This window comes from Nonomuraea sp. NPDC049158 (genome assembly GCF_040648335.1).
Taxonomy (GTDB): Bacteria; Actinomycetota; Actinomycetes; order Streptosporangiales; family Streptosporangiaceae; genus Nonomuraea.
In genome coordinates, this window is the sequence record NZ_JBEZDM010000039.1 from 51,030 (window position 1) to 73,710 (window position 22,681).

Below are 22,681 nucleotides of genomic sequence, written 5' to 3' on the forward strand. Positions count from 1 at the left end.
CTCACAGTCGCGGATCTCACAGTCGCGGATCGATGTGGATCTTCGGGCCGGGCCCGGCGTCGTCGGGTCGGTGCCCGGCCAGGACCTCGGCCGTCGCGGCCAGGCCCACCGTGGCGGCCACCAGCGGGCGGGCGTCCAGCGAACCGTCGGCATAGGCGGCGATGGCCCCCGCCAGCCCGGCCGAGCCGCCCAGGATGCCGACGGCGGTGACATCCCGGAGCACCAGGTCGCGGGTGTCGAGGGTACTCGGCGTCCCGGCCAGGCCGATGTAGACGACGCGCCCCGCGGGCTCGACGAGGTCGAGCGCCAGGGCGGGCAGCTCTGGGGCGTTGGAAGCGTCGACCACGGCATGCCACGGCAGCGCGGGCAGTGTCTGCCGGGTCCAGACGCCGGTGAGGCCGAGAGTCCGCGCGACATCCGGGGTGTGGAGGCCCATCAGGTGCGCCTCCACGCCTTCGGCGCGGGCGAACAACGCCACGAGCAGTCCGATCGCGCCCGTGCCCAGGACCAGCAGCCGCTCCCCCGCCCTCAGCCCGGCGGCGCGGAAGGCCCTGAGCGCGTTGGCGCCCGGCTCGACCAGCGCGCCGAGCGTGGCGTCCATCGTGCCGGGCAGCGCGTGCAGGGCCGTGGCCGGCACGGCGAGCTGCTCGGCCAGCGCTCCGGGACGGCCGCGGCTGATGCCGATCTCGGCCACGTCGGCGCAGACGTGGTGGCGGCCGGCCCGGCAGCGGCCGCAGCGGCCGCAGCCGAGCATGGTGTCGCCGGTGACCCGGCGGCCCAGCCAGCCGTCGTCCACGCCCTCGCCGACCGCGCTGACGACCCCGATCCACTCGTGGCCGGGGCGCAGCGGGTACCAGGACCGGCCGGTGCGCAGGTAGCTCATCTCGCCGGTGAACAGCTCCACGTCGGTGCCGCACACCCCGGCCCGCTCGACGTCCACGACCACCTCGCCGGGGGCGGCGAGCGGCGGGTCGACCTCCCGCACCTCGGCCTTGCCCGGGCCGGTCAGGACGAGGGCACGCACTAGCGGGGCCCTACGACCTGCTGGCGCTGGCTGCCGAGCCCGTCGATGCCGAGCTCCATCACATCGCCGGGCTGGAGCCAGATCTGCGGGTCGTGGCCCATGCCGACGCCGGGCGGGGTGCCGGTGTTGATCAGGTCGCCGGGCTCCAGCACCATGAACTGGCTCAGGTGGTGCACGATGACGTACGGATCGAAGATCATCGTCTTGGTGGTGCCCGTCTGGCGGCGCACGCCGTTGACGTCCAGCCGCATGCCGAGGTCGGTGACGTCGGCGATCTCGTCGGGGGTGACCAGCCAGGGGCCGGCCGGGTTGAACGTCTCGGCGGACTTGCCCTTGCTCCACTGCCCGCCGCGCTCCATCTGGAAGGCGCGCTCACTGACGTCGTTGACCACGCAGTAACCGGCGATGACGTCGCGGGCCTGCTCGACCGAGTCCAGGTAGGAGGTGCGGCGGCCGATGACGATGCCCAGCTCCACCTCCCAGTCGGTCTTCGTCGAGCCGCGCGGGATCCGCACCTCGTCGTACGGGCCGACCAGCGTGTTGGGCGACTTGGTGAACAGGATCGGCTCATCCGGGACGGCCTGGCCGGTCTCGGCGGCGTGGTCGCTGTAGTTGAGGCCGATGCACAGGATCTGGTGCGGCCGGGCGATCGGCGCCCCGACCCGCTCGCCGGCGAACTCCGCCACCTGACCGGCCGCGATACGTTCGGCGACCGGCCCGGCCAGCAGAGCCGTGCCGCCGGAGCCGAAGAAGCGCTCGTCGAAGTCGGGCGTCAGGTCAGAGACGTCGACGTAGTGGGTGTCGTCCACGCGGACAACGGGCTTTTCCGCTCCGGGGGCGCCGATGCGCATGAGGTACAAGATCAGTCTCCGTGAATCTTCAGTAGGGCGGTGGCGGGCCTCACGGGAGGTCCTTGCCGGAAACGATGGCGCGGATGGCGGGCAGGTCGGCGATGAGCTTGTCCAGCGGCGTACGGTAGGCCAGGCCGCTGACGCTGATCGCGCCGCTGGGCACGGCGGGTGAGTTCAGGTACGCCGGGACCGCCACGCAGTTGACGCCCGGCTCGTTCTCCTGGTCGTCGACGGCGTAGCCCTGCTCGCGTACGCGTACCAGCTCGGCGTGCAGCTCCTCGGCCGTGCCGACGGAGCGCTCGGTCGGCCGCTCCAGCGTCCGGCCGCCCACCCACGCGCGCACCGCGTCCTCGTCCGGCAGGGTGTAAGCGAGCAGCACCTTGCCGACACCGGTGCAGTGGGCCGGGTTGCGGCCGCCGACGACCGAGGTCAGCCGCACCGCACCGGCGGCCGGGTCCAGCTTGGAGCGGTAGACGACCGAGGGGCCGTCCAGCACCGCGTAGTGCACCGTCTCGCCGTAACGCTCGCACAGCGCCTTGAGGATCGGGGTGACCCGGACGTGATCGGGCCGGGCCTCGTGGTGAGCGAAGGCCATTCGCAGGAACTCATCCCCCAGCACGTACTGGCCGTGGCCGTTCTGGGCGGCGAACCCGGCGCGGCGCAGCGCGGCCAGGGCGCGATGCGCGGTCGGCTTGGGGCTGGCCACCGCGCGGGCCATCTCCTCCAGGCCGATCCCGTCGGGGTGGCGGGCCAGCTCGGCCAGCACCGCCAGCACCCGGTCGGACCCGACGAGCTTGGGTTCCTCCATAGGCTCGGACATGATTCCGAATGTTAGACCATCATTCCAAAAGCAGGAAGTTCTCCTCTCGACCGGCTTCAGCCGAGTGCTTGGGCGAGGGCCGCCACGACGGACTTGCCGCGATCCCAGTCGCCCATGCGGTTCGTCAGATAGGCGAACCCCATCCGTGCCTCAGGATCGGCGAACGCCACCTGTCCGCCCGCCCCGTCATGCCCGAAGGACGCCGGCGAGAGGTATCGCTGCCAGTCCGAGGGCACCATGACCCCGGCGCCCCAGGACTGATAGGGCGGCGGCCCCACGAAGAAGTACGGGGCGCCCTCGCTGCGCACCTCGCGAAGCGCGTGCACGGTGTCGTCGTTGATCAGGCGCACGCCGTTCGTCGGCGTGACGGTCGCCGACCACATCCGGGCCAGTCCGCTCGCCGTCGCCATGCCGGTCACGCCGGCCAGGCCGGCACGGCGGAAGCGCGGTTCGGCGAGGTGGTCGATCGTGAGACCACAACCCAGGTTGATCGCGCGTTCCAGCCAGAAGATCGCCTCGGGGTCGCCCGTCGGCGTTGCCTCCTCCAGCGCGTCCGTGACGACACGGGCCACGCGTGGCTCCTGCGAGTCCGGAAGCCCGATCCAGACGTCGGCTTTCAGCGGGCGAGCGACATGCTCCTCGAAGCAGCGCCCGATCACCTGGCCGGTGCCGAGCGTGACGAGCTTGGCGGTGATCGCCCCGTGCGTGACCGCGTGGTACTGGTGATGCTCGCCGGGCGCCCACAGCGGCTCCTGGGCGGCGAGGGCGTCCGCCGTCAGCAGGTTGTCCAGCACCTCCTCGAAGGTGAGGTCGCGGCGCGGAGCCGACAGACCGGTCCGGTGCGCCAGAGCGTCGCCGATGGTCACCCCGTCCTTTCCGTGTACGCCGAATTCGGGCCAGAGCTCGACGAGCGGGGTGTCCAGCGCGGGCAGCGCACCGCGTTCCATGAGCATCGCCACCAGGACCGACGCCATGCCCTTCGTGCATGAGTACGTCAGCACGAGGGTGTCGGACGTGAACGCGCGCCCCGTGCGCTCATCCGCGACGCCGGCCCGCAGGTCGACGACCGGCGTCCCGTCGATCCACACCGACAGCGCGGCGCCGGCGCGCCCGTCGCCGGCGACGGTGCGCGAGAAGGCGTCCGCCACCTTGTCGAAACCGGTCTCTACCAAGGTCATCAGGGTGTTTCCTCTCCGTTCGTGGAGCCGGTCAACGGACGACGACCCGCATGCGGCCCAGGTTCTGGATCTTCGTGAAGGGTGTGTTCGCGTCACCGTCGCGCTGGGCGATGGCGCGCAACGCCGGGAAGTAGGTCCCGGGCTTGGTGTAGGTGAACGTCATGCGCACCTCCGCGGAAGCGCGGGCAGGGCCGAAGGGTCGCGCGCTGAACGTTCCGTCGCCCTTGAAGTCCCACTCGGTTGACACGATCGTGCCTGTTCCCGCAGGTGTCTGGATCTCGGCCGTGAAGGTGACCGGCTTGCCCGCGGGAACCTCGATGGTGGTACGACCTCGCGCGGTCAGGTCGATGACGGGCTGCACGCCTCGGCGTGCCGCGGCCCTCGCCGGCACGGCGACCTGGCTGTCGGTCACGTTGTACCGAGTGGACTTCGGAGGTGTCACCCCGCGCTCGGCCCACGCGCTCACATCCCGCAGCGCTTGCTGCAGGATGCCGGTGCCGTCGATCAGGTAAGGGGTGTGGGGACCGATGTGGTCGGCGTTGTCGGTGAACCAGACACGGAAGTTCTCCTCCGATCCCACCTGCTTGCGGTACCAGTCGGCGTCCCAGGGGAAGGCATCGACGTCCAGCAGGTTGGCGACCATGATGACTTTTCCGGTGAACGTGCCGGTGTGCGTGCCGCCGCCGCTGACGCCGAGGGACACGCCCGGGCCCACCTCGACCGCGCGCTGCGGGTAGAGCGGCCGCCCGTTCGCGTCACGGAACTGGTCCCAGGCGTAGAAGCCGGGACGGGTGGGGACCTGGTGGCGGTGGTAGGAGGTGAGCGCGAGCGACCAGCGGTTGTCGACGCGCAGTTTGACGCCCGCCGCGAGCGCCTTCAGCACCTCGGGCGCGTTGCCGCCGCCGAGCGTGAACACCTTGCCGTTCAGCGAACCCGTGAGGGCGCCGATCTTCGTCGTGCCGTCGGCGGCGTAGAGCGTGAAGTCCAGGAAGGTCCTGCTCTCCGGTGGAGCGCTGTCCAGGGCCAGGCTCGTGGGATCGACGTGCGTGATGGTGGCCAGGTGGTCGACCTTCGCGGCGCGGAACAGCTCGCCGAGCGGCGACTGCTCGGTACCCAGGTAGCCGGGCTTGCTCCAGAAGTCGTCGGCGTAGGTGGGATCTGTGGCGCGAATCGTGCCCGCGTAGCCGAGCAGACCCTGGGGGTCGGTCAAGCCGAGCAGGTAGGAATGATCCTCCCAGCCCCGCAGCGGCACACCCATCCTGGTCACCTCACGCAGCACCGCGCGCTCCACCGAGGTGAGACCGGCGTAGGGGTCGCCCGAGCCCCCCGGGCTCACCGCGTCCGCGATCTGCCGCGCCTTGTCCCGCAGGACGACCCGGGCGAAGGCGCGGACGAAGAAGTTGTTCGGGATCGAGGTCGGCACCCCGGGGATGAACGGCACCGCGCCGTCCCACACGCCCGTCGTGTTCTCCATGGCACCGATGGTCTGGTACGAGCCGCCGCTGCCGCCCCAGATGTAGCCGTAGATCCTTCTCTGCTCGCCGTAGTAGTTCGCGGCGACTGTCCTGGCGAACTTGGCCGCCGCGGCATCGGCCCGGTAGCCGATGGTTGCCTTGATCTGGACGGTGTAGGCGCCGCTGTCCGCGCCGAAGCGGATGTTGTCGTCCGTGGCGTTCTCGTCCTGGAGGGGGTAGACGTACTGGAAGAAGCGGCCCTTCCACTGGCTCTTGGGTGGGAGGTAGACGGTGAACTTGACGGTGGTGCCCTCGAAGTGGCCCGAGACCTTGTGATGCGGCACGGGGCCGGCCGGATCCGTCTCACTGTCGATGACGGGGCGGTCGAACTGCGGGTCGACGCAGCCGGCGGTGACCCACACGGGCCCGCCGGGCGTGCGGGCCGCGCACTCGGCGGCCTGGGCCGCCCTCGCGCTCTGCGCCGGTAGCAGGCCGAGCAGGACTCCGACGGTGACCGCGCTGGTAAGCGGCAGCGTTGTTTTCATGGGATGCTCCGAGAGGTGTGTACGCGCGAGGTCGGGATGACTAGCCTTCGAACGCTTCCTGCATCTTCTGGAGCACCTCGTCGATGGTGTCCTTGCCGAGCAAGATCGCCTGCACGCCCTGCTGGGCCACGTCGTTGACCTTGGGGTTGGGCCAGTCGGCGATCTTGGCGGACTTCCCGGCGGCGATGGCCTCGTTCAGGGCCGCCAGGTTGGCGGGCGGCTTGAAGCCGGGGACGGGGATCAGCGGCACGCTCGCGTAGCCCTTGGCGTACACGCTGATGTTCTGCGGCTCGGCCAGCATGTTGAGGAACGCCTTGGCCGCGGCCGGGTTCTTGGCCTGGGCATTGGCCGAAACCGTGAAACCGGGCAGAGCCGGGAAGTAGGTGCCGGCGGGATCGTCGGTGGCCGGCATGGGCAGGATCGTGAGCTCGCTCTTCGGCGCCGCCTTCTCGATGGGCGCGATCGCGGCGCCCACGTCGACGATCCCGAGGGCCTTGCCGGCGGCCACCTCATCGGTACCCTGGGTCCGGGTGCGGCCCATCACGCCTTCGCCGAAGCAGCCGGCGTCGTTCATCTGCTTGTACTTGTCGAGGACCTGCCGCCACGGCGAGGCCGGCACCGTGGTCTTCTTCTCCTTGAGCTGGGTGGAGAAGTCCGGGGTAGGTCCGTACACCAGGTCCGCGGACAGGGCGAGGAACATCATCTGGGGGCCCGCGCTGTCATTGAGCCCCTGCGCGTAGGCGTAGAGGCCGTGGTCCTTGGCGCTCTTGCACAGGCCGAGCACCTCACTCCAGGTCTTGGGGGGCTTCAGCCCCAGTTCCTTGAGCTTGGTCATGTTGTAGATGGCGCCCAGCCCCTGGAGCGTTCCCGGGTAGGCGTACGTCTTGCCGTTGAACGCCATGTCGCTCTGCCACAGCCGCGGGATGCCGGCCACCCACGGCGAGTCCGACAGGTCGAGGAGCTTGCCCTGCGCCGCGAGGGTGTGAACGTTCATGACGCCGCCGGATCCCGGCAGCGTGACGAAGATGTCGGCGGCGGTGCCGGCCTGCAGCTGCGTTCCGATGAGGTTGCCGACGTCCCCGCTGACGTAGTTCACGTCGACCTTGGTGCCGGGGTATTTCTGTTCGAACGCCTTGACGACCGGCTCGAGGGCGGGCTGGAACATCTTGACGTAGAGGATGGTGAGCGTGCCGCTGATGGCTCCCGACGCGGTGGAAGTGGGGGCCGGGCCGCCGCTGTCGGCGGGCGCGGTCGAGCAGGCGGCCAGCGAGAGCCCGGCGAGCAGGGCGCAGCCCATCGCCTTGGTGGAAATCCGCATTGACTTTCTCCAGGGGGGTTGGGGCCGAAGGGTTAGCCCTTCAGCCCTCCGGCGAATCCGTGGATCACGTAGCGCTGGAAGACGAGGTAAAGGAGCAGGATCGGGGCCATCGAGATGAGGAGGCCGGAGAAGACCAGCGGCCATTCGACGGTGTACTGGCCGACGAACTGGAAGATGACCACCGGGGTCGTCTCCTGGTGGCTGCCGGCCAGGTAGAGCAGCGGCGTGAAGAAGTCGTTCCAGATGCCCACGGCGTTGAGGATGACCACGGTGCCGAGGACGGGCCGCAGGAGCGGCACGACGACGTGGATGAAGGCACGCACGTCGCCACAGCCGTCGATGCGCGCGGCGTGCTCGTACTCCAAGGGCACGCTGGTTCTGAGGAACGTGGTCACCAGGAAGATCGCGAACGGCATCTGCAGGCCCGCGTAGTAGATGATCAGCGACCATACCGACCCGAGCAGCCCCAGGTCCCGCATCGTCAGGTAGAGCGGCAGCAACGCCACCTGGAAGGGCAGCAGCAAGCCGACGAGGAACAGGTAGAAGGTGGCGTTGGACAGCTTGGCCGTCGATCTGGCCAGGGGGTAGGCCGCCATCGTGGCGAGCACGACGATGGCCAGGCAGGAGATCGTCGTCAGGACAGTGCTGTTGACCATGGCCGGGCCGAGGTTCGACTCCGTGAGTGCTCGGGTCAGATTGTCCGTCGTGGGCCGGGTGGTCGGCAGGAACGCGGGCGACAGGTCGTCGACGGGTCGAATGGCGAGGTTGATCAAGATGTAGAGGGGGACGACGAAGAGCAGGGCACTGCCGTACGCGAAGACATGGTTGAGCGCGCTGCCCAGCCGCTTGGCGTTCATGAGTTGCCCTTCTGCCGGCGCAGGACCGTGAACTGGATCAGGGACAGGACGGCGACGGCGACGGCCATCGCGACAGCGAGCGCCGCGGACGCGGCGTAGTCACCCACGATGTTGAACTGCTTGAAGATCAACGTGGAGATCGTCTCCGTCTGCCCGGCGGGGCCACCCTGTGTCGTCGCGTAGATCTGGTCGAAGATCTTCAGGCCACCGATGAGGCCGAGCATCAGATTGATCGTGATGGCCGGGGCCAGCATCGGCCGGACCACGTACCAGAACCTCCGCACCGCGCCGGCGCCGTCGATCGACGCCGCCTCGACGATCTCGACCGGCACGCCCTGGAGGCCGGCCAGGTAGATGACCATCGACATGCCGACGAACTGCCAGCAGACGACGACGATCACCGCCGTGAGCGCGGTGCCCGGCCGGCCGAGCCAGTCCTCCTGGAGGCTCCCCAGCCCGACCGCTTGGAGGATGTCGTTGACGGCTCCGATGCCCGGCGGAGCGAACAGGTACTTGAACAGGTAGCCGCAGACCAGCGGCGAGACGATGACGGGTGCGAAGATGACGGTCCGCAGCACGTTCCGTCCGAACACCCGCGCGTTCAGGACCAGCGCCAACAGCATGCCCAGCACGTTCTGGATGATCGTCGTCGCCACGGCGATGACCAGCGTGCGCACCAGAATGTCGGACGACGTGGCGTCGTTGAAGATTGTCCTGTAGTTGCGCAGCCCCACGAAGTCGCGGGACGGCGAATACACGCTCCAGTTGGTGAACGACATGTAGACGCCCTGCGCGGTGGGGATCACCACCACGTAGAGGTAGAGCACGAGGCCCGGTATGACGAACCACCACAGGCTCCGGCCGATGGTGCGGCGCCGGCCAGGTGGGCGGGCTCGGGGCGCGCGGCGCCGCACCTCGTGGCTGAGGACTGTCGCCATCGTTTCCTCCAGAAGGGAAAGGTCGGTCAGTAGGTGGCGCGGCCGCCGCTGATGTCGTAGACGGCTCCGGTGGAGAAGCTGACCTTGTCGGAGGTCAGCCAGGCGATGAGCTCGGCGACCTCCTCGGGGCGGCCGATCCGGCGCATGGGGATGAGGCTGGTGATGTGAGCCAGCGCCTCGGGGCCGGTGTCGGCGTTCATCGGGGTCTCGATGACGGCCGGGGCGATGACGTTGGTGAGCACGCCGCTGGTGGCGAGCTCCTTGCCGAGCGATTTGGTGAGCGCGATGACGGCGGCCTTGGTGGCGGAGTAGGGCGCCATGTTGGGGTTGCCGTCCTTGCCGGCCATGCTGGCGATGTTCACGATGCGGCCCCAGCCGCGCTCACGCATGCCGGGCACGAAGGTCCGGCAGGTGTGGAAGGTGCCGTGCACGTTGACCTCGAAGGTGCTTCGCCAGCCGTCGAGAGGGATCTCCCACAGCGGTGCGGTGGGTCCGACGACTCCGGCCGAGTTGACGAGGATGTCGATCGGGCCCACCTCTTCGGCGACGGCCTGCACGGCATCGGCGTGGGCAACGTTGCACACTATGTCGGCGTCGTCGGCGATGTCGAGAGTGATGACCTTGACGCCGTCGGCCGCCAGGCGGGCGGCGGCGGCCTTGCCCAGGCCGCCGGCGCCGCCGGTGATGAGCGCTGTGCGCATGCTGTCCTTTCAGTGAGATTCGCGCGGCACGTGATCGCCGCTGGAGCCGACGAGGAAGTCCAGGTCGGCACCGGTATTGGCCTGCTGGACCGTTTCGAGGTAAAGGCGCTGCCAGCCGCGGGATGGGCGGGCGAAGGCGTTCACGGCGGCCGGAGCGGGTTCGCGCGCGGCCAGTTTCTCGTCGGGGATGTCGATGTCGAGCCGCCGCCCCGGGACGTCGAGGATGATCATGTCGCCGGTGCGGACCTTGGCCAGGGGGCCGCCGGCGGCGGCCTCCGGAGCGACGTGCAGCACGACGGTGCCGTACGCGGTGCCGCTCATCCGGCCGTCGCAGATGCGGACCATGTCACGGACGCCCTGGGCGAGCAGCTTGGGAGGCAGGGGGAGGTTGGCGACCTCGGGCATGCCGGGGTAGCCCTTGGGGCCGCAGCCGCGCAGGATCAGCACCGAATCCGGGGTGACGTCCAGGTCGGGGTCGTCGAGGCGGGCGTGCAGGTCCTCGACGGAGTCGAAGACCAGGGCGGCCCCGCGGTGCTTGAGCAGGTGGGAGGAGGCGGCGGCCGGTTTGATGACGGCGCCGTCAGGGGCGAGGTTGCCGTACAGCACGGCGATGCCGGCGTCGTGCAGCACGGGCTGGTCGCGGGTACGGATGACGTCGCCGTCGTGGATGGTGGCCTCGTCGAGGTGATCGACGAGGGGGCGGCCGGTGACCGTGATCGCCTCGGGGTCGAGCAGGTCGCGGACCTGGTGCAGCACCGCGTGCAGGCCGCCGGCGCGGTACAGGTCGTCCATGAGGTGCCGGCCTGCGGGCTGCAGGTCGACCAGCAGCGGTACGCCCGAGCCGATGCGATCGAAGTCGTCGAGCGTCAGCTCGACGCCGAGTCGGCCGGCGATGGCCAGCAGGTGCACCACGGCGTTGGTGGAGCCGCCGATCGCGGCCAGAGCGACGATGGCGTTGGAGAACGATGCACGCGTGAGCACAACGCTGGGACGGCGGTCGGCGGCGACCATCTCCACGACGAGGCCGCCGCTTTCGTGGGCGCCCGCCAGCAGACGGCTGTCCGGGGCCGGGGTGCCGGCCAGGCCGGGCAGGGTCATGCCGAGCGCCTCGGCCAGCAGGCCCATGGTGGAAGCGGTGCCCATCGTGTTGCAGTGGCCCTTGCTGCGGATCATGGACGACTCCGAGCGCAGAAACTCGGCCTCGCTCAGCCTCCCGCCGCGCACCTCCTCGCTCAGCCTCCACACGTCAGTGCCGCAGCCGAGCGGCCGGCCACGGAAGTGACCGGTGAGCATCGGGCCGCCGGGGACGACGACCGCGGGCAGGTCCACCGAGGCGGCGGCCATGAGCAGGGCGGGGATGGTCTTGTCACAGCCGCCGAGCAGCACCACGCCGTCGATCGGGTTGGCCCGCAGCATCTCCTCCGTCGCCATCGCCGCCATGTTGCGCCACAACATGGCGGTCGGCCGTACTTGCGTCTCGCCGAGCGAGACCACCGGAAGATTCAGCGGGACACCGCCCGCTTCCCAGACGCCCCTTTTGACATGCTCGGCGACCTCATCCAGGTGCATGTTGCACGGGACGAGATCGGAGGCGGTGTTGGCGATCGCGATCTGCGGCCGGCCTTCGAAGGCGCGAGAAGGCAGCCCTCGCCGCATCCATGCCCGGTGAATGTAGGCGTTGCGGTCGGTGCCGACGTACCACCTAGAACTGCGGCCCATGGGCTCTCACATCCAGGAATTCCATTTATTGGAACTTAAATCGATTTTGTGGAACGTGCGGCGAGACTAGCTCAGACTTCACCGCTCAGGGAAGAGGCAGTTGAGGAAAAGTTTCGATTTCTGGAACATGGGTCTAACCTTCGGAAACCTGGGTTCGCCGCCCAGAACGGCCGCAGCCGCTACGTGCGGAGGGCGAGATCCGCGGACGGCCTTCGCCACCGCGAGGCGTGGCCCGGACACGCTGCGCGGCACCTCATGAATGGCCTTCCCCCTGGTAGCGGAAGTGCGCGAAGCGGACGACGCCTTCCTCGGCGAACATGCCGGCGACTCGGCCCGTGAACGGTGCCGCCGTCTCGGCTGCCCAGAAGCGGCCGTCGAGCTCGGCCAGGTGCGTCTCGGTGCCTGATTCGTCGGCAGGCATGCCCGCGCCGTGACCTGCGTCCCGGCTCCCGCCGGCGCCTTTTCGGCGATCAGGGCGATGGTGAAGTCGTCGTCGAAGCGCAGCCCGAGGCCGCCTTTGCCGTCAGAGGCGTCGATCCGGGTCTCGAAGACACTCCTGATATGGCGCTGGCGACGACCGATGAAGTCCGGCCGGAACGCGCCCAGGCCGCCGGAGACGGCACGGACGGTGAGCTGACCGGGCCGCTCACCGGCGGACGCGATCTCGGCGGGCGTTCGTCCCACGCCTCATCGAGTCAGTCCTCGATCGCCCGCAGGCGGATCGCGTGGTAGGGGCGGCCGGGCAGCGGCAGCGCGAATTCTCCTTCGTAACTGCCGGGTAGTTCGGTGATGGTCATGTTCCAGGTGTCCACGATGTCGGCCCGGTAGCGGGGCCCCGGGCGCAGTGAGAAGGTCCGCCGGCGGGGCTGCATGTGGCCGAGGTAGGCGAGGTAATAGCGGCCTTCGACACCACCGACCGGGACGTCGAAGTCGGCCGGCAAGGGATCGATGCCGGCGACGTCGGCCGGCAACTCGTCGAGGACGGCCCGCAGGAACCGGATGCGGGGCGTGCTCTCGCCCTTGAGAGCCCCGCCCTTGGCCCACCACAGAACGTCGTCGTCGGCCAGGAAGCACTCGCCGTGCGTGACGTAGCCGCCGCGCACCACGCCTTCCCAGCAACGGCGCACCATCTCCTGCGGCATGAGGTTGCCCCAGCCCCATTCGATGTCGCCCTCATAGCCGCACTCGTCGACCACCACGGGCTTGCGCCAGCGGGTGCGCCATTCGGCGGTGTCGTCCGGCGCCCGTTGAATGCTGGCGTGGGTGACCCAGGACGCGTTGTTGTCCCAGAGCTCGACCCAGTTGTGCACGCTGAGCAGATGGTCGTGCGGATCGTGCTCGCCGATCACGGCGGCGAAGCGGTGCCAGTCGGTGACGTCTTTGGCCCACATGAGGTCGTACTCGTTGGCCAGCGACCACCACACGTTCGGATAGGCCGCCAGGCGGGACACCACGTAGCGCAGATAGCGGTCGTCGGCCGCGGCGCCCATGTCGGAGAACCCCCAGCGGTCGTAGGGGTGGAAGAGGATGAGGTCTGCCTGGATGCCGAGCGCGCCGAGCTGCGCGATGCGCCGCTCGAGATGGCGGAAGTAGCCGGGATTCGGACGCTGGAAGTCCCAGCCGTCATCGAGCGAGCCCTCGAAGGGGTAACGCGGCGGCTCATTGGTGCTGTGGACGAACGACTTGGGGAAGACGCACATGCGGATCTTGTTGAACGGGCTGCTCATGAGGGTCTGGAGGGTCTGTTCCTCCAGTTCGTCGCCCTGATGGGTCCATGCGTAGGCGGTGGTGCCCACGGGGAGGTAGCGGGTGCCGTCGGCGTGGCGGAAGTGGTGGGTCCGGTGCGCGTGGACCGGACCGTGATCGCCGCTGTCAGCCGGCCCGCAGCGGAACTCCCCCGCGATCGCGTCCAGGGAACGGGCGTTGCTGAACGTCTGGAACCTCCAGCCGCCTTCCTCGTCGGGCAGGAACCGGATGCGGTAGACCCCGTCGCCGTCGTAGAAACCATGTGCCGCGAGGCTGCGCTCGCCGAGGCGGAATTCGGCCCGCAGGGTGACCTCGGTGAACGGGTTGCCGTGTGCCGGGCCGTGCAGTTCCAGCTCGAACGTCCGCCATTGGGTGGCGCCCTCCTGCCGCAGAAGCCGGGCGCTGCCGATGGGCACATCCGCGCACTCGTAATCCAAGGATGGAACGGCCGGCGCCTCGGCAGGGGGCGGCGGCTGGTGAGCCGTTTCCGCGACCGTGGCCAGTTCGGCGTAGAAGACCTCCTTGGCCGCGGGGTTGGTCCGTATCCCCGCCACGATGCCGGTGACCTGCTCCAGCGTGCCGTGCATGCACTGCACGCTCATATCGCGCTGGAGGCCGGGCAGGTGTTTGCGGACCACGTCCGCGGCCCGCTCGTCGCGTAGCACGTCGCCGAGGATGGATGAAGGACCGTAGGGCATTACCAACTCCTGTGAACAAGGGCGTGTGGGCGGGCCCGCTCTGTGGTCAGAGGGCCCGCGCGACATCGATGGGACGCATCGAATGAGCAGTGACCCCAGCTGATCGCCTCGATGCGGCGAAGATGACGCTCAAGCGGCCGTCGCGCTGCCTGCCGGGAGGTCCGCCGTTCAGCGTGTGCATCGATCGACACCGAGGCTAGGAACCTCGTGGAAACGAGTCAAGGGACCCCTGCGGACCAGTGGTCACAATTCAGCAACGCACTGAGTTAGCAGCAGGTTTCGCCACACCGTCCACCCACATAATGGGGAGGGCGACTCGTATCCGACCGGCGATTTGCCTTCCAGGTGGAAAGTTAGAGCCATGACCGAGAGCACGCCCACGATGAGCGCCCGCGCCTTGGCGACGCGAGCCGTCATCCTCCGCGCGGCCTTCGGCAGCTTCGCCGAACGCGGTTTCGCCGCCTCCTCCCTCCGGGAGATCGCCCAGCGGGCCGGGATCACCCACACCGGGTTGCGCCACTACTTCAAGGGCAAGGACGAGTTGCTGCGTGCCCTCATCGAGCAGCAGGACTCTGAGACAGAGCGACGAGGGTCGCCCGAACCCGATGACCGGACGAGTGGCCCCGACGCGCTCGTCGCACTCCTGCACAGGGCAGCCGACGAGTGGCGGCGTTCGCCCGAGTTCGCGCTACTCCGTACCGAATCAGCAGTGGCCGCTTCTCGGCCCGACCACCCTTCACACGACTACTTCAGCAACCGCTACCGGCGTGTCCGCGAGCGCCTGCGCAACGACTTCCTGGAGTGCGCGGAGGTGGGGACCCTCCGGGACGGGGTCGATCCGGAACGGGCAGCGGCCCTCTGGCTCGCGGTGCAGGACGGGCTGATGGTCCAATGGCTTCTGGACCCGGAGTTCGACATCAAGGGTCCGATCGAAGAGTTCGTCCGCGCGCTCTTCGCCGAGCCCGCTGCCACGCAGGCCCAGGATGGGCCGGCGTATTCGAGCAGGCAGGACCCGGTACACGACCGCGGCAGCCTCTCGCCGCACGACGTGGCGAGCGCCGCCGCGCCCTTGCCGAGCGCCGTCGGCGGTGAGTCCGCGGAGACCTCACGTAGCCAACGTCCCGAGTCGTGGGGACGCGGGCCCACCGACGACCAGGCCGTGCGCCGCGCGACGATTCAGGACGTCGCCCGCAAGGCGGGTGTGTCCCCCTCCGCGGTGAGCAAGGTGCTCCGCGACGCGTACGGCGTGAGCCCGCAGATGCGCGCCCGTGTGAGTTCCGCCATCGACGAGCTCGGCTATCGGCCGAACGCCGGAGCGCGTGGCATGCGCGGCAGGTCGTACACCGTCGGTGTCACGCTGACGGCGATCTCCTCGCCCTTCCAGCCCGAACTCGTCGAGGGGTTGACGGGCAAGCTTGGGACGACCCCCTTTCAGCCGATCATCGTCAACGCCGGCAGCGACCCCGGATTGCAGCGGCGAAGCATCGAGGCGCTGCTGGACCGCCAGGTCGATGGACTCGTCCTCATCTCACCGTTCATGGACCCCGAGTGGCTCGAGGACCTCGGAAAGAGGGTGCCGACGGTCGTCGTCGCCCGGCACGGCGGTTCGACGAGCTACGACACGGTCGTCGACGACGAGGACGAAGGCACTCGGCTCATGGTCGAGCACCTCGTCGGCCTCGGACACGAACGGATCGTGCACATCGGCCAGTCCTCATGGGGCCTGGAGCGACCGTTCGTGGTGTCCAACACGCTGCGCTCCGACGGGTACACGCAGGCGATGCGGCGGCTTGACCTGGAGCCCGACGTCATCGTCACCTCCCACACCGAGCAGGGCGGCTACGAAGCGGCAGTCGAGGCACTCGCTCGTCCCACTCCCCCCACCGCGATCTTCGCAGGTGCCGACATCGCCGCTCTCGGCGTCCTGCGGGCCGCAGAGGAGCGGGGGCTGCGCGTGCCGGAGGACCTCACGGTCGTCGGGTACGACAACATCTTCATGTCCACGATCGGGCGAATCTCCCTCACGACGATCGACCAGTCCGCGCAGAACACTGGCGCGGACAGCGCGCGGCTCCTCCTCGAACGGCTCACCGGCCGAGTCGAGCCGGTGCACCACGTGATCAGCCCGCGGCTCGTCGTCCGCGGCACGAGCGCCCCGCCGCCAGACCGGGACCGCACCTGACGGCACCGCGGGAACGCCGACCGGCGCGACCAGGCTCGGCTCTGCTCTGACCGCTCAATCACTGAGGAGCCCACATGCCGACAGCCACCCCCTGACGGCCGGGACTGGCTCCTCGTCGCTCGCTCCGAGGACGATCGGTCCTCGCACGAATGAGCGTGCAACGTTGCACGCCAGGCGATGACAATGAGGCTGCGGAGCAGGAAGCAGCTTCAGATGTCTCGGCCCGGCCGTTACGACCGGGGCGGCGGCGCGCTCGTGTGGCGGGCCATCAGGCGCGGCGCCACGACGTAGTTGACGGGTTGCGTGCGGCCGTCGAGTCGTTCCAGAAGAAGTCTCGCGCTGCTCGCGCCGGTGAGGTTGCCCGACTGATCGATGGTGGTGAGAGAGATCCGGCCGATCGTCGTGACGTAGATGTTGTCGTAGCCCGTCACCGTGAGGTCCTCCGGCACTCGGATACCGCGCTCTTCCGCCGCGCGTAGCACGCCGAGCGCGGCGATGTCCGCGCCGGCGAAGATGGCGGTCGGCGGAGTGGGGCCGGCGAGCGCTTCGGCGGCTGCCCGATAGCCGCCCTCTTCCGAGTATGTGCTCTCGATGACGTACGGTTCGAGCCCGTGCCGGCGCATGGCCTTGACGTAGCCCTGGCAGCGCGCCGTGTGGGAAAGGATGAAGGGTTCGGGCAGGTCCTGCGACGGTGCGCTGATGTGCGCGATGCTCCGGTGGCCGAGAGCCACGAGGTGATCGACCATGAGACGCGCGCCCGCATGGTCGTCGTCCACGACCGTGTCGTAGACGAAGGTGTGGCCGTGGCGCGCGATCACCACGGTGGGCAGTCTCGACGCGAGCTGCTCCAGCCAGGCCTGACTCGTCCACGGCTGGATCAGGATGAGCCCGTCGACCTGCCGATCGACGAGAGCCTCGATGCTGCGCTGATGGCGCTCGGGAGTGGTGCCGCCGGCGATGAGGATCTCCTGGAACGGGCTGGTCTCGAGCTCTCCGGTGATCCCTTGGACGATCTCCGGCTGGAACGGAGAGGTGAGCTCGGTGAGCATGACCCCGATCGTGTACGAGCGCCCCCGCATGCCCCGCGCGCCCGCGTGGGGTCGGTACCCCAGCTTCTCGATCGCCGCGGTGACCTTCTCCCGCATCTCGGGGCTGACGCCGTAGGCGTCGCGCACCACCTTCGAGACGGCCGACATCGAGACGTCCGCCTCACGTGCGACGTCATGAATCGTCACGCGATGCGGGTCGGAGGACGGCGGCGCGGAACTCCCTCGTGCCCGGCGCCGCGCCATCTGTCCGGCACCTGAACCAGGGCCCGGACCGGCCTTGTCGTTCCCCTGAGCAGTGTCGGCCGCGCCGTTGTCCACGCGGGCCAGAGTATCGGATCTGTGTAGACCATTGCCTAAACGACCCAGAACGTCCTTGACGTGGCTTAAATCGCCTCTATACGCTCCCGTGTCGAACGTTGCACACGATCCGGGTTCCCCTCCCGAGCGCCACGGCGTCGTGCCCATCCGCCCCGGCACCATCCGGTGAACCCTGAAGGCGCGCGTACCACGACATGATCCTCACTCATCGCACCAGGAAGTGACATGAGGCCCCCTGCGACAACCCTGCGTGTCGAGCACCTCGACGAGACGCTCGGCATCCGCGTCACCCAACCCCGGCTGTCGTGGCGGCCGCCCGCGGGCTCCGCCGAACAGAGCGCCTATCGGATCCGGACGAGCAACGGCTGGGACAGCGGCCGGATCTCCTCTGCCCAAAGCGTCCTGGTGCCCTATGCCGGACCGCCGTTGCGCTCGGCCGAACAGGTGGAATGGCAGGTCAAGGTGTGGACCGACACCGGCGAGAGTGAGTGGTCGGCGCCGGCCGCCTTTGAGATGGGACTGCTCGCCGCCGCCGACTGGCAGGCCGAATGGATCATCCCCGGGCCGTCACGAGAGCGCCGGTCCGGGCACCCACACCTTCATCGACTTCATTTTCATCGACTTCATCGACTGAGGAACCGACAGTGACGAACTATGGCGATACCAGCTTGCCGGCCGATGACCGAGCCGAGTTGTTGCTGAGGGAGATGACCCTGGGGGAGAAATGCGGCCAGCTCACCTCGGTCATGCCGTGGTCCCTGGTCCGCGCAGACGGCTCAGCTGCGGAGTGCGCCGAGGAACTGCTGGTGAATCCGCCGGGTCATGTCGCCCAGCTGATCGTCGACGACCCCGCTCAACTGGCACGCCTGGTAGGAACGATCCAGCATCGGTTCGTGACGGGGACCAGGCTCGGCATTCCGGCGCTGCTCCATGCCGAGGCGCTGAACGGGTTCCTCGCGGGCGGTCACATGGTCTTCCCGACCGCCATCGGGCTCGCCGCCACCTGGAGCCCTGAGCTGGTGGAGGAGATGACGGACCTCATCCGCCGCCAGATGCGCCGCACAGGGCTGCCGCATGCGCTGTCACCGGTGATGGACGTCGCGCTCGATCCCCGGTGGGGCCGGGTGCACGAGACCTACGGTGAGGATCCGTACCTGGCGGCCGCGTTCAGCGTCGCCTTCACCCGCGGTCTGCAGGGCGCCGACCTCGCCGAGGGCGTGCTCGCCACGGGCAAGCACTTCCTCGGCTATGCCGTCACGGCGGGCGGGCGCAACCAGTCGGCGTTCGAGGCGGGTTCCCGGCAGACCCGGGACCTGTTCGCCTACCCCTTCGAGGCGGCGATCCAGATCGCCGGCCTGAAGTCGGTGATGAACGGCTACGCCGACATCGACGGCATCCCGGCGGGCATCTCCCGGGAGATGCTCACCGGCCTGCTGCGCGAGACACTCGGCTTCGACGGTTTCGTGTCGGCCGACTACGCGACCCTCGAACAAGTGGTCACCCGGCAGCGGGCCGCGTCGACCCCCGGCGAGGCGGGCCGGCTGGCGATCACCGCCGGGCTGGACGTCGAGTTCCCGACACCGTTCGCCTACGGGTCCGCGCTCGTCGCGGAGGTGGAACAGGGGCGGCTCGACGTGCGCGACGTCGACGCCTGCGTACGGCGGGTGCTGCGGGCCAAGTTCGAACTCGGGCTGTTCGAGAACCCGTATCCGCAGGAGCACATCGACATCACCGCCGTGGCGCGCGAGGGCGAGACGCTGTCGCAGCAGCTCGCCCGCCGGTCGGTGGTGCTCGCCAAGAACGACGGCACCCTGCCCCTGCCTCAGGAAGGGCTGACCGTAGCGGTCATCGGCCCGCACGCCGACGCCGTGATCCGGCAGTTCGCCACCTACACCTATCCGGCGTGGCGGGAGGCGGTCAACGGCCTGGAGCTCGGCGAACACGGCACCATGGCGGGCGCCGAGGAGATCAAATCCTCATGGTTCGACAGGCTGTTCTCACCGGTGGACGTGGCGGCCCTGGCCCGCGACCGCTATGGAGCCCGTCCGCTCGCCGAGGAGATCGCCACATTCGCCGGCGACGTGCTGACCGAGCCGGGCTGCACGATGACCCGGCCACTGGGGCAGGAGGCGGTGGAGCGGGCCGTGGAAGCCGCCCGCGGAGCCGATGTCGTGGTGCTCGCCCTGGGCGGCGCGAGTCTGTGGTTCACCGGTGAACGCACCGAGGGAGAGGACAGCGACTCCGCCGACATCTCGCTGCCCGCCGCTCAGGCCCGGCTCGCCGAGGCGGTGGCCGCCACCGGCAAGCCACTCGTGGTGGTGCTCGTCCAGGGGCGGGCCTACGCGCTGCCCGAGGTGGTACGCGAGGCCGCCGCGATCGTGGTGAGCACCTTCGGCGGGCCGTACGGGGCCAAGGCGGTGGCCGAGGTGCTCTTCGGCGCCGTCAATCCCAGTGGCAAGCTGCCCTACAGCGTCCCCCGCCACAGCGGCCAGATCCCGGTCCATCACCACCAGAAGGCAGGCACCGGCTACCGCAGCCCGCTCCCGGCCCACATCCCCCGGCACTACCTGGACATGGAGGCCACGCCGCTGTACGCCTTCGGCCACGGTCTGAGCTACACCGACTTCACGCTCACTGACCTGGCATGCGATCCCGAGGTGGACACGACCGGCACGGCAGACATCAGCGCCACCGTCACCAACACCGGAGCGCTCGCCGGAGCCACGCTCGTCCAGCTCTACCTGCGGATCAACACCTCGGGCGTCACGCGCCCGGCGCAGCAGCTCGCCGGATTCCACCGCGTCGAACTCGCCCCCGGCCAGTCCTGCCGCGTCACCTTCCACGTCTCGGCCGCCCAGCTCGGCTGCACCAACCTGGCCCACGACTTCGCCGTCGAACCCGCCACCGTCGAGGTCTTCCTCGGCTTCGACTCCGACGACCGCGCGCTGAGCGGATCGTTCGAGCTGATCGGCAAGCCCCGCGTGCTCACCAGCAGTGAGCGCGCCTTCCTGTCCGAGACCACGACCGCGAAGGAATCCGCATGTCGCGAGTACTGTTCGGCGCCGCCTACTACCCCGAATACCACCCCGCCGAACTGCTGAAGACCGACCTTGACCTGATGGCCGAAGCGCGCTTCTCCGTCATCCGGGTCGGCGAATCCGTCTGGTCCACCTGGGAGCCGGACGACGGCCACTTCAACCTGGACTGGCTGCAACCGACGCTGGACGGCGCGCACGAGCGCGGCATCGGCGTCATCCTCGGCACGCCCACCTACGCCGCGCCGCCCTGGCTGGCCCGCCTCTACCCGGAGATCGCCGGTGAGGCGGCGACCGGGCAGCGTATGGGCTGGGGTGCGCGCCAGGAAATGGACTTCACCCACGCGGCGTTCCGCTTCCACGCCGAGCGCATCATCCGCAAGGTCGTCGAGCGCTACGCCGATCATCCCGCCGTCATCGGTTACCAGGTCGACAACGAGCCAGGCCTGCACCTCCTGCACAACCACGGCATCTTCCAGCGCTTCGTGAACCGGCTGCGCGAGCAGTACGGCGACGTGCAAACGCTGAACGAGGAGTGGGGGCTGGTCTACTGGTCGCACCGGCTGTCGGACTGGGCCGATCTGTGGAGGCCGGACGGCAACGTCCAACCGCAGTACGAGCAGGCCTGGCGGCGCTTCCAGGTCGACCAGGTCACCGAGTTCATCGCCTGGCAGGCTGACATCGTCCGCGAATACGCCCGCACCGATCAGTTCGTCACCACCTGCATCGCCTACGACCGGCCCGCCGTCGCCGACGACGACCTGACCCGGCGGCTCGACGTCGCCACCGGCAACCCGTACTACGGGATGCAGGACGCTCTCGCCCTGCCGGCACAGCGGGGCGGCGGCCAGAACTGGGCGAGCCAGGACACATGGGCGTTCTACCGGGTGGCTGACCGCATGTACTCCTCCCGCCAGGAGCCGTTTTTCGTCACCGAGACCAATGCCCAAGCCATCGGCCCGTCCTGGGTCAACCAGCCCGGATACGACGGGCAGTGGCGCCAGGCCGCCTGGGCGCTCGTCGCCCGTGGCGCGTCCATGGTCGAGTACTGGCATTGGCGGACGCTGGTGTTCGGCGGCGAAACCTACTGGGGCGGCGTGCTGCCCCACAGCGGGCGTCCCGGCCGCACCTATCGGGAGATCGCCCGCATCGGCGTCGAGCTGGAGCGGGCCGGCGACCTGGTCGCGAATCTGACGCCGGACGCGAACGCCGCGATGCTGTACTCCCACCCCAGCAAGTGGGCCATGATCGCCCAGCCGGCCCTGGCCGCATCCGACGGCGGCCCGGACGGGCGCTCGTACGAGGCCATCTTCGACGCCTTCTACCGGGGCGCGTTCGACGCCGGCCTTCAGACGCGAGTGCTGCATGCCGGGCAAGCCGTTGCCGAGGACCCGGCCGAAATGGCCAACAGGCACCCGGTGCTGGTGGCCGCCGGGCTGTACGTGGCCGACGACGCCACCTTGGACTGGCTGGCCGCCTACGCCGGTGCAGGCGGGCACCTGGTGCTGGGGCCGCGGTCCTGCTACGCCGACCACGAGGCCCGCGCCCGCCGCGACGTCCAGCCCGCCCGCCTCGCCCACGCCGCCGGAGCCTGGTACGACGAGTTCAGCAACCTCGACGCGGAGCTGCCGTTGCAGGCCCCTGACGGCTCGCCGCTGACCCTGCCCGAAGACGCGGCCGGCACCCGCTGGGCGGACGGGCTGCACACCGACGGCGCCGACGTTCTCGCCACCTATGACCACCCGCACTTCGGGCGGTTCGCCGCCGTCACCACCCACCGACATGGGCAGGGCCGGATCACCTACGTCGGCACCATCCCGAACCCCGCCCTGGGCGAGTCCCTGTTTCGCTGGCTGCTGCCGGACGCCGGACCCTGGGGGCTGCTGCCGACCGGCGTCACCTGCACCGGCGCCACCGCCACGGACGGCCGCCGGGTCCGTTTCCTGCACAACTGGACCTGGCAGGAGACGACGGTGACCATCCCGGTCGCAGTGCGCGATGTGCTCGACGACATCGGGCACGAGCCCGGCGCACAGGTACGGCTCGGCCCCTGGGACGTGCGCGTCCTGCTGGAAACATGATCGTGAGGGTACGCACCGCGTGAGGTCCTGGCGACGGGACGACCCCGCTGTCCGGGCTCCTCGACCGGGCGACGGGCGCACTCAGCGAACTGAACGGCGTCGGGTATCACCTGGAAACTCCGTCGCAAACCGATCGGTTGCGTTTCGCCGGAACCGCGTTATCCCCG

18 protein-coding genes are annotated in these 22,681 nt (G+C 69.3%); 5 read left to right on the plus strand and 13 right to left on the minus strand.

Translation table 11 applies throughout. The features are described 5' to 3' along the window. Positions 1 to 16 precede the first annotated feature (16 nt). The 11 genes from AB0B61_RS47715 to AB0B61_RS47765 form a co-directional block, all read right to left on the minus strand. Entirely contained in the window at positions 17 to 1,024 is a 1,008-nt protein-coding gene (locus AB0B61_RS47715; RefSeq protein ID WP_358447460.1) for an alcohol dehydrogenase catalytic domain-containing protein, read from the minus strand. Further along, positions 1,024 to 1,884 carry a fumarylacetoacetate hydrolase family protein gene (locus AB0B61_RS47720; protein WP_358447462.1) on the minus strand — a complete coding sequence of 287 codons (861 nt, stop codon included), beginning with the start codon at positions 1,882 to 1,884 and terminating at the stop codon, positions 1,024 to 1,026. Before AB0B61_RS47720 ends, AB0B61_RS47715 begins: the two co-directional genes overlap by 1 nt. A 40-nt stretch (positions 1,885 to 1,924) precedes the next feature. Next, positions 1,925 to 2,695: an IclR family transcriptional regulator gene (locus AB0B61_RS47725; protein ID WP_358447463.1), complete on the minus strand. Its 771-nt coding sequence runs from the start codon at positions 2,693 to 2,695 to the stop codon at positions 1,925 to 1,927. Positions 2,696 to 2,751: 56 nt separating this feature from the next. Continuing rightward, on the minus strand, positions 2,752 to 3,873 hold the full coding sequence (locus tag AB0B61_RS47730) for a serine hydrolase domain-containing protein (RefSeq protein WP_358447465.1): 1,122 nt from the start codon (positions 3,871 to 3,873) through the stop codon (positions 2,752 to 2,754). A 31-nt stretch (positions 3,874 to 3,904) separates the two neighbouring features. Beyond that, a complete protein-coding gene (locus AB0B61_RS47735) occupies positions 3,905 to 5,872 on the minus strand; it encodes a PKD domain-containing protein (RefSeq protein WP_358447466.1) in 1,968 nt (655 codons plus the stop codon). A 40-nt stretch (positions 5,873 to 5,912) separates the two neighbouring features. Then, on the minus strand, positions 5,913 to 7,190 hold the full coding sequence (locus AB0B61_RS47740; protein WP_358447467.1) for an extracellular solute-binding protein: 1,278 nt from the start codon (positions 7,188 to 7,190) through the stop codon (positions 5,913 to 5,915). A gap of 32 nt (positions 7,191 to 7,222) precedes the next feature. Then, a complete protein-coding gene (locus AB0B61_RS47745; RefSeq protein ID WP_357952951.1) occupies positions 7,223 to 8,047 on the minus strand; it encodes a carbohydrate ABC transporter permease in 825 nt (274 codons plus the stop codon). Next, positions 8,044 to 8,985 carry a sugar ABC transporter permease gene (locus AB0B61_RS47750; RefSeq protein WP_358447468.1) on the minus strand — a complete coding sequence of 314 codons (942 nt, stop codon included), beginning with the start codon at positions 8,983 to 8,985 and terminating at the stop codon, positions 8,044 to 8,046. The genes AB0B61_RS47745 and AB0B61_RS47750 overlap by 4 nt, the downstream gene beginning before the upstream one ends. A gap of 26 nt (positions 8,986 to 9,011) precedes the next feature. After that, positions 9,012 to 9,686: an SDR family NAD(P)-dependent oxidoreductase gene (locus AB0B61_RS47755; protein WP_358447470.1), complete on the minus strand. Its 675-nt coding sequence runs from the start codon at positions 9,684 to 9,686 to the stop codon at positions 9,012 to 9,014. Positions 9,687 to 9,695: 9 nt separating this feature from the next. Next, on the minus strand, positions 9,696 to 11,405 hold the full coding sequence (locus AB0B61_RS47760) for an IlvD/Edd family dehydratase (RefSeq protein WP_358447472.1): 1,710 nt from the start codon (positions 11,403 to 11,405) through the stop codon (positions 9,696 to 9,698). A gap of 253 nt (positions 11,406 to 11,658) precedes the next feature. Beyond that, complete coding sequence (locus tag AB0B61_RS47765) at positions 11,659 to 11,826, minus strand: hypothetical protein (RefSeq protein ID WP_358447474.1); 168 nt, start codon at positions 11,824 to 11,826, stop codon at positions 11,659 to 11,661. A 140-nt stretch (positions 11,827 to 11,966) separates the two neighbouring features. On the opposite strand from AB0B61_RS47765, the gene AB0B61_RS47770 reads away from it, so the two are divergent. Then, positions 11,967 to 12,137: a hypothetical protein gene (locus AB0B61_RS47770; RefSeq protein WP_358447476.1), complete on the plus strand. Its 171-nt coding sequence runs from the start codon at positions 11,967 to 11,969 to the stop codon at positions 12,135 to 12,137. Here the strand turns inward: AB0B61_RS47770 and AB0B61_RS47775 are convergent. After that, on the minus strand, positions 12,101 to 13,849 hold the full coding sequence (locus AB0B61_RS47775; RefSeq protein ID WP_358447478.1) for a DUF5605 domain-containing protein: 1,749 nt from the start codon (positions 13,847 to 13,849) through the stop codon (positions 12,101 to 12,103). The two genes, AB0B61_RS47770 and AB0B61_RS47775, sit on opposite strands and share 37 nt — an antisense overlap. A 361-nt stretch (positions 13,850 to 14,210) precedes the next feature. Here AB0B61_RS47775 and AB0B61_RS47780 point away from each other — a divergent pair, with 361 nt between their 5' ends. After that, entirely contained in the window at positions 14,211 to 16,031 is a 1,821-nt protein-coding gene (locus AB0B61_RS47780) for a substrate-binding domain-containing protein (RefSeq protein ID WP_358447480.1), read from the plus strand. Positions 16,032 to 16,261: 230 nt separating this feature from the next. Here the strand turns inward: AB0B61_RS47780 and AB0B61_RS47785 are convergent, their stop codons facing one another. Then, positions 16,262 to 17,266: a LacI family DNA-binding transcriptional regulator gene (locus tag AB0B61_RS47785; protein ID WP_358447482.1), complete on the minus strand. Its 1,005-nt coding sequence runs from the start codon at positions 17,264 to 17,266 to the stop codon at positions 16,262 to 16,264. 357 nt (positions 17,267 to 17,623) lie between these two features. On the opposite strand from AB0B61_RS47785, the gene AB0B61_RS47790 reads away from it, so the two are divergent. Genes AB0B61_RS47790 through AB0B61_RS47800 form a run of 3 tightly spaced genes read left to right on the plus strand, consistent with a single transcriptional unit; the run spans position 17,624 to position 22,514 of the window. After that, on the plus strand, positions 17,624 to 18,046 hold the full coding sequence (locus AB0B61_RS47790) for a hypothetical protein (RefSeq protein WP_358447484.1): 423 nt from the start codon (positions 17,624 to 17,626) through the stop codon (positions 18,044 to 18,046). A gap of 59 nt (positions 18,047 to 18,105) precedes the next feature. Further along, positions 18,106 to 20,499: a glycoside hydrolase family 3 N-terminal domain-containing protein gene (locus AB0B61_RS47795; RefSeq protein ID WP_358447486.1), complete on the plus strand. Its 2,394-nt coding sequence runs from the start codon at positions 18,106 to 18,108 to the stop codon at positions 20,497 to 20,499. After that, complete coding sequence (locus tag AB0B61_RS47800) at positions 20,439 to 22,514, plus strand: beta-galactosidase (RefSeq protein WP_358447488.1); 2,076 nt, start codon at positions 20,439 to 20,441, stop codon at positions 22,512 to 22,514. The genes AB0B61_RS47795 and AB0B61_RS47800 overlap by 61 nt, the downstream gene beginning before the upstream one ends. Positions 22,515 to 22,681 lie beyond the last annotated feature (167 nt).

Bases quoted from the DNA above. Each gene is read 5' to 3' on its own strand.
- AB0B61_RS47760 (WP_358447472.1), bottom strand. From the start codon at position 11,405: ATGGGCCGCAGTTCTAGGTGGTACGTCGGCACCGACCGCAACGCCTAC.
- AB0B61_RS47795 (WP_358447486.1), top strand. From the start codon at position 18,106: ATGACCCTGGGGGAGAAATGCGGCCAGCTCACCTCGGTCATGCCGTGG.
- AB0B61_RS47725 (WP_358447463.1), bottom strand. From the start codon at position 2,695: ATGTCCGAGCCTATGGAGGAACCCAAGCTCGTCGGGTCCGACCGGGTG.
- AB0B61_RS47735 (WP_358447466.1), bottom strand. From the start codon at position 5,872: ATGAAAACAACGCTGCCGCTTACCAGCGCGGTCACCGTCGGAGTCCTG.
- AB0B61_RS47730 (WP_358447465.1), bottom strand. From the start codon at position 3,873: ATGACCTTGGTAGAGACCGGTTTCGACAAGGTGGCGGACGCCTTCTCG.
- AB0B61_RS47755 (WP_358447470.1), bottom strand. From the start codon at position 9,686: ATGCGCACAGCGCTCATCACCGGCGGCGCCGGCGGCCTGGGCAAGGCC.
- AB0B61_RS47790 (WP_358447484.1), top strand. From the start codon at position 17,624: ATGAGGCCCCCTGCGACAACCCTGCGTGTCGAGCACCTCGACGAGACG.
- AB0B61_RS47740 (WP_358447467.1), bottom strand. From the start codon at position 7,190: ATGCGGATTTCCACCAAGGCGATGGGCTGCGCCCTGCTCGCCGGGCTC.
- AB0B61_RS47800 (WP_358447488.1), top strand. From the start codon at position 20,439: ATGTCGCGAGTACTGTTCGGCGCCGCCTACTACCCCGAATACCACCCC.
- AB0B61_RS47745 (WP_357952951.1), bottom strand. From the start codon at position 8,047: ATGAACGCCAAGCGGCTGGGCAGCGCGCTCAACCATGTCTTCGCGTAC.
- AB0B61_RS47770 (WP_358447476.1), top strand. From the start codon at position 11,967: ATGGCGCTGGCGACGACCGATGAAGTCCGGCCGGAACGCGCCCAGGCC.
- AB0B61_RS47750 (WP_358447468.1), bottom strand. From the start codon at position 8,985: ATGGCGACAGTCCTCAGCCACGAGGTGCGGCGCCGCGCGCCCCGAGCC.
- AB0B61_RS47775 (WP_358447478.1), bottom strand. From the start codon at position 13,849: ATGCCCTACGGTCCTTCATCCATCCTCGGCGACGTGCTACGCGACGAG.
- AB0B61_RS47780 (WP_358447480.1), top strand. From the start codon at position 14,211: ATGACCGAGAGCACGCCCACGATGAGCGCCCGCGCCTTGGCGACGCGA.
- AB0B61_RS47765 (WP_358447474.1), bottom strand. From the start codon at position 11,826: ATGCCTGCCGACGAATCAGGCACCGAGACGCACCTGGCCGAGCTCGAC.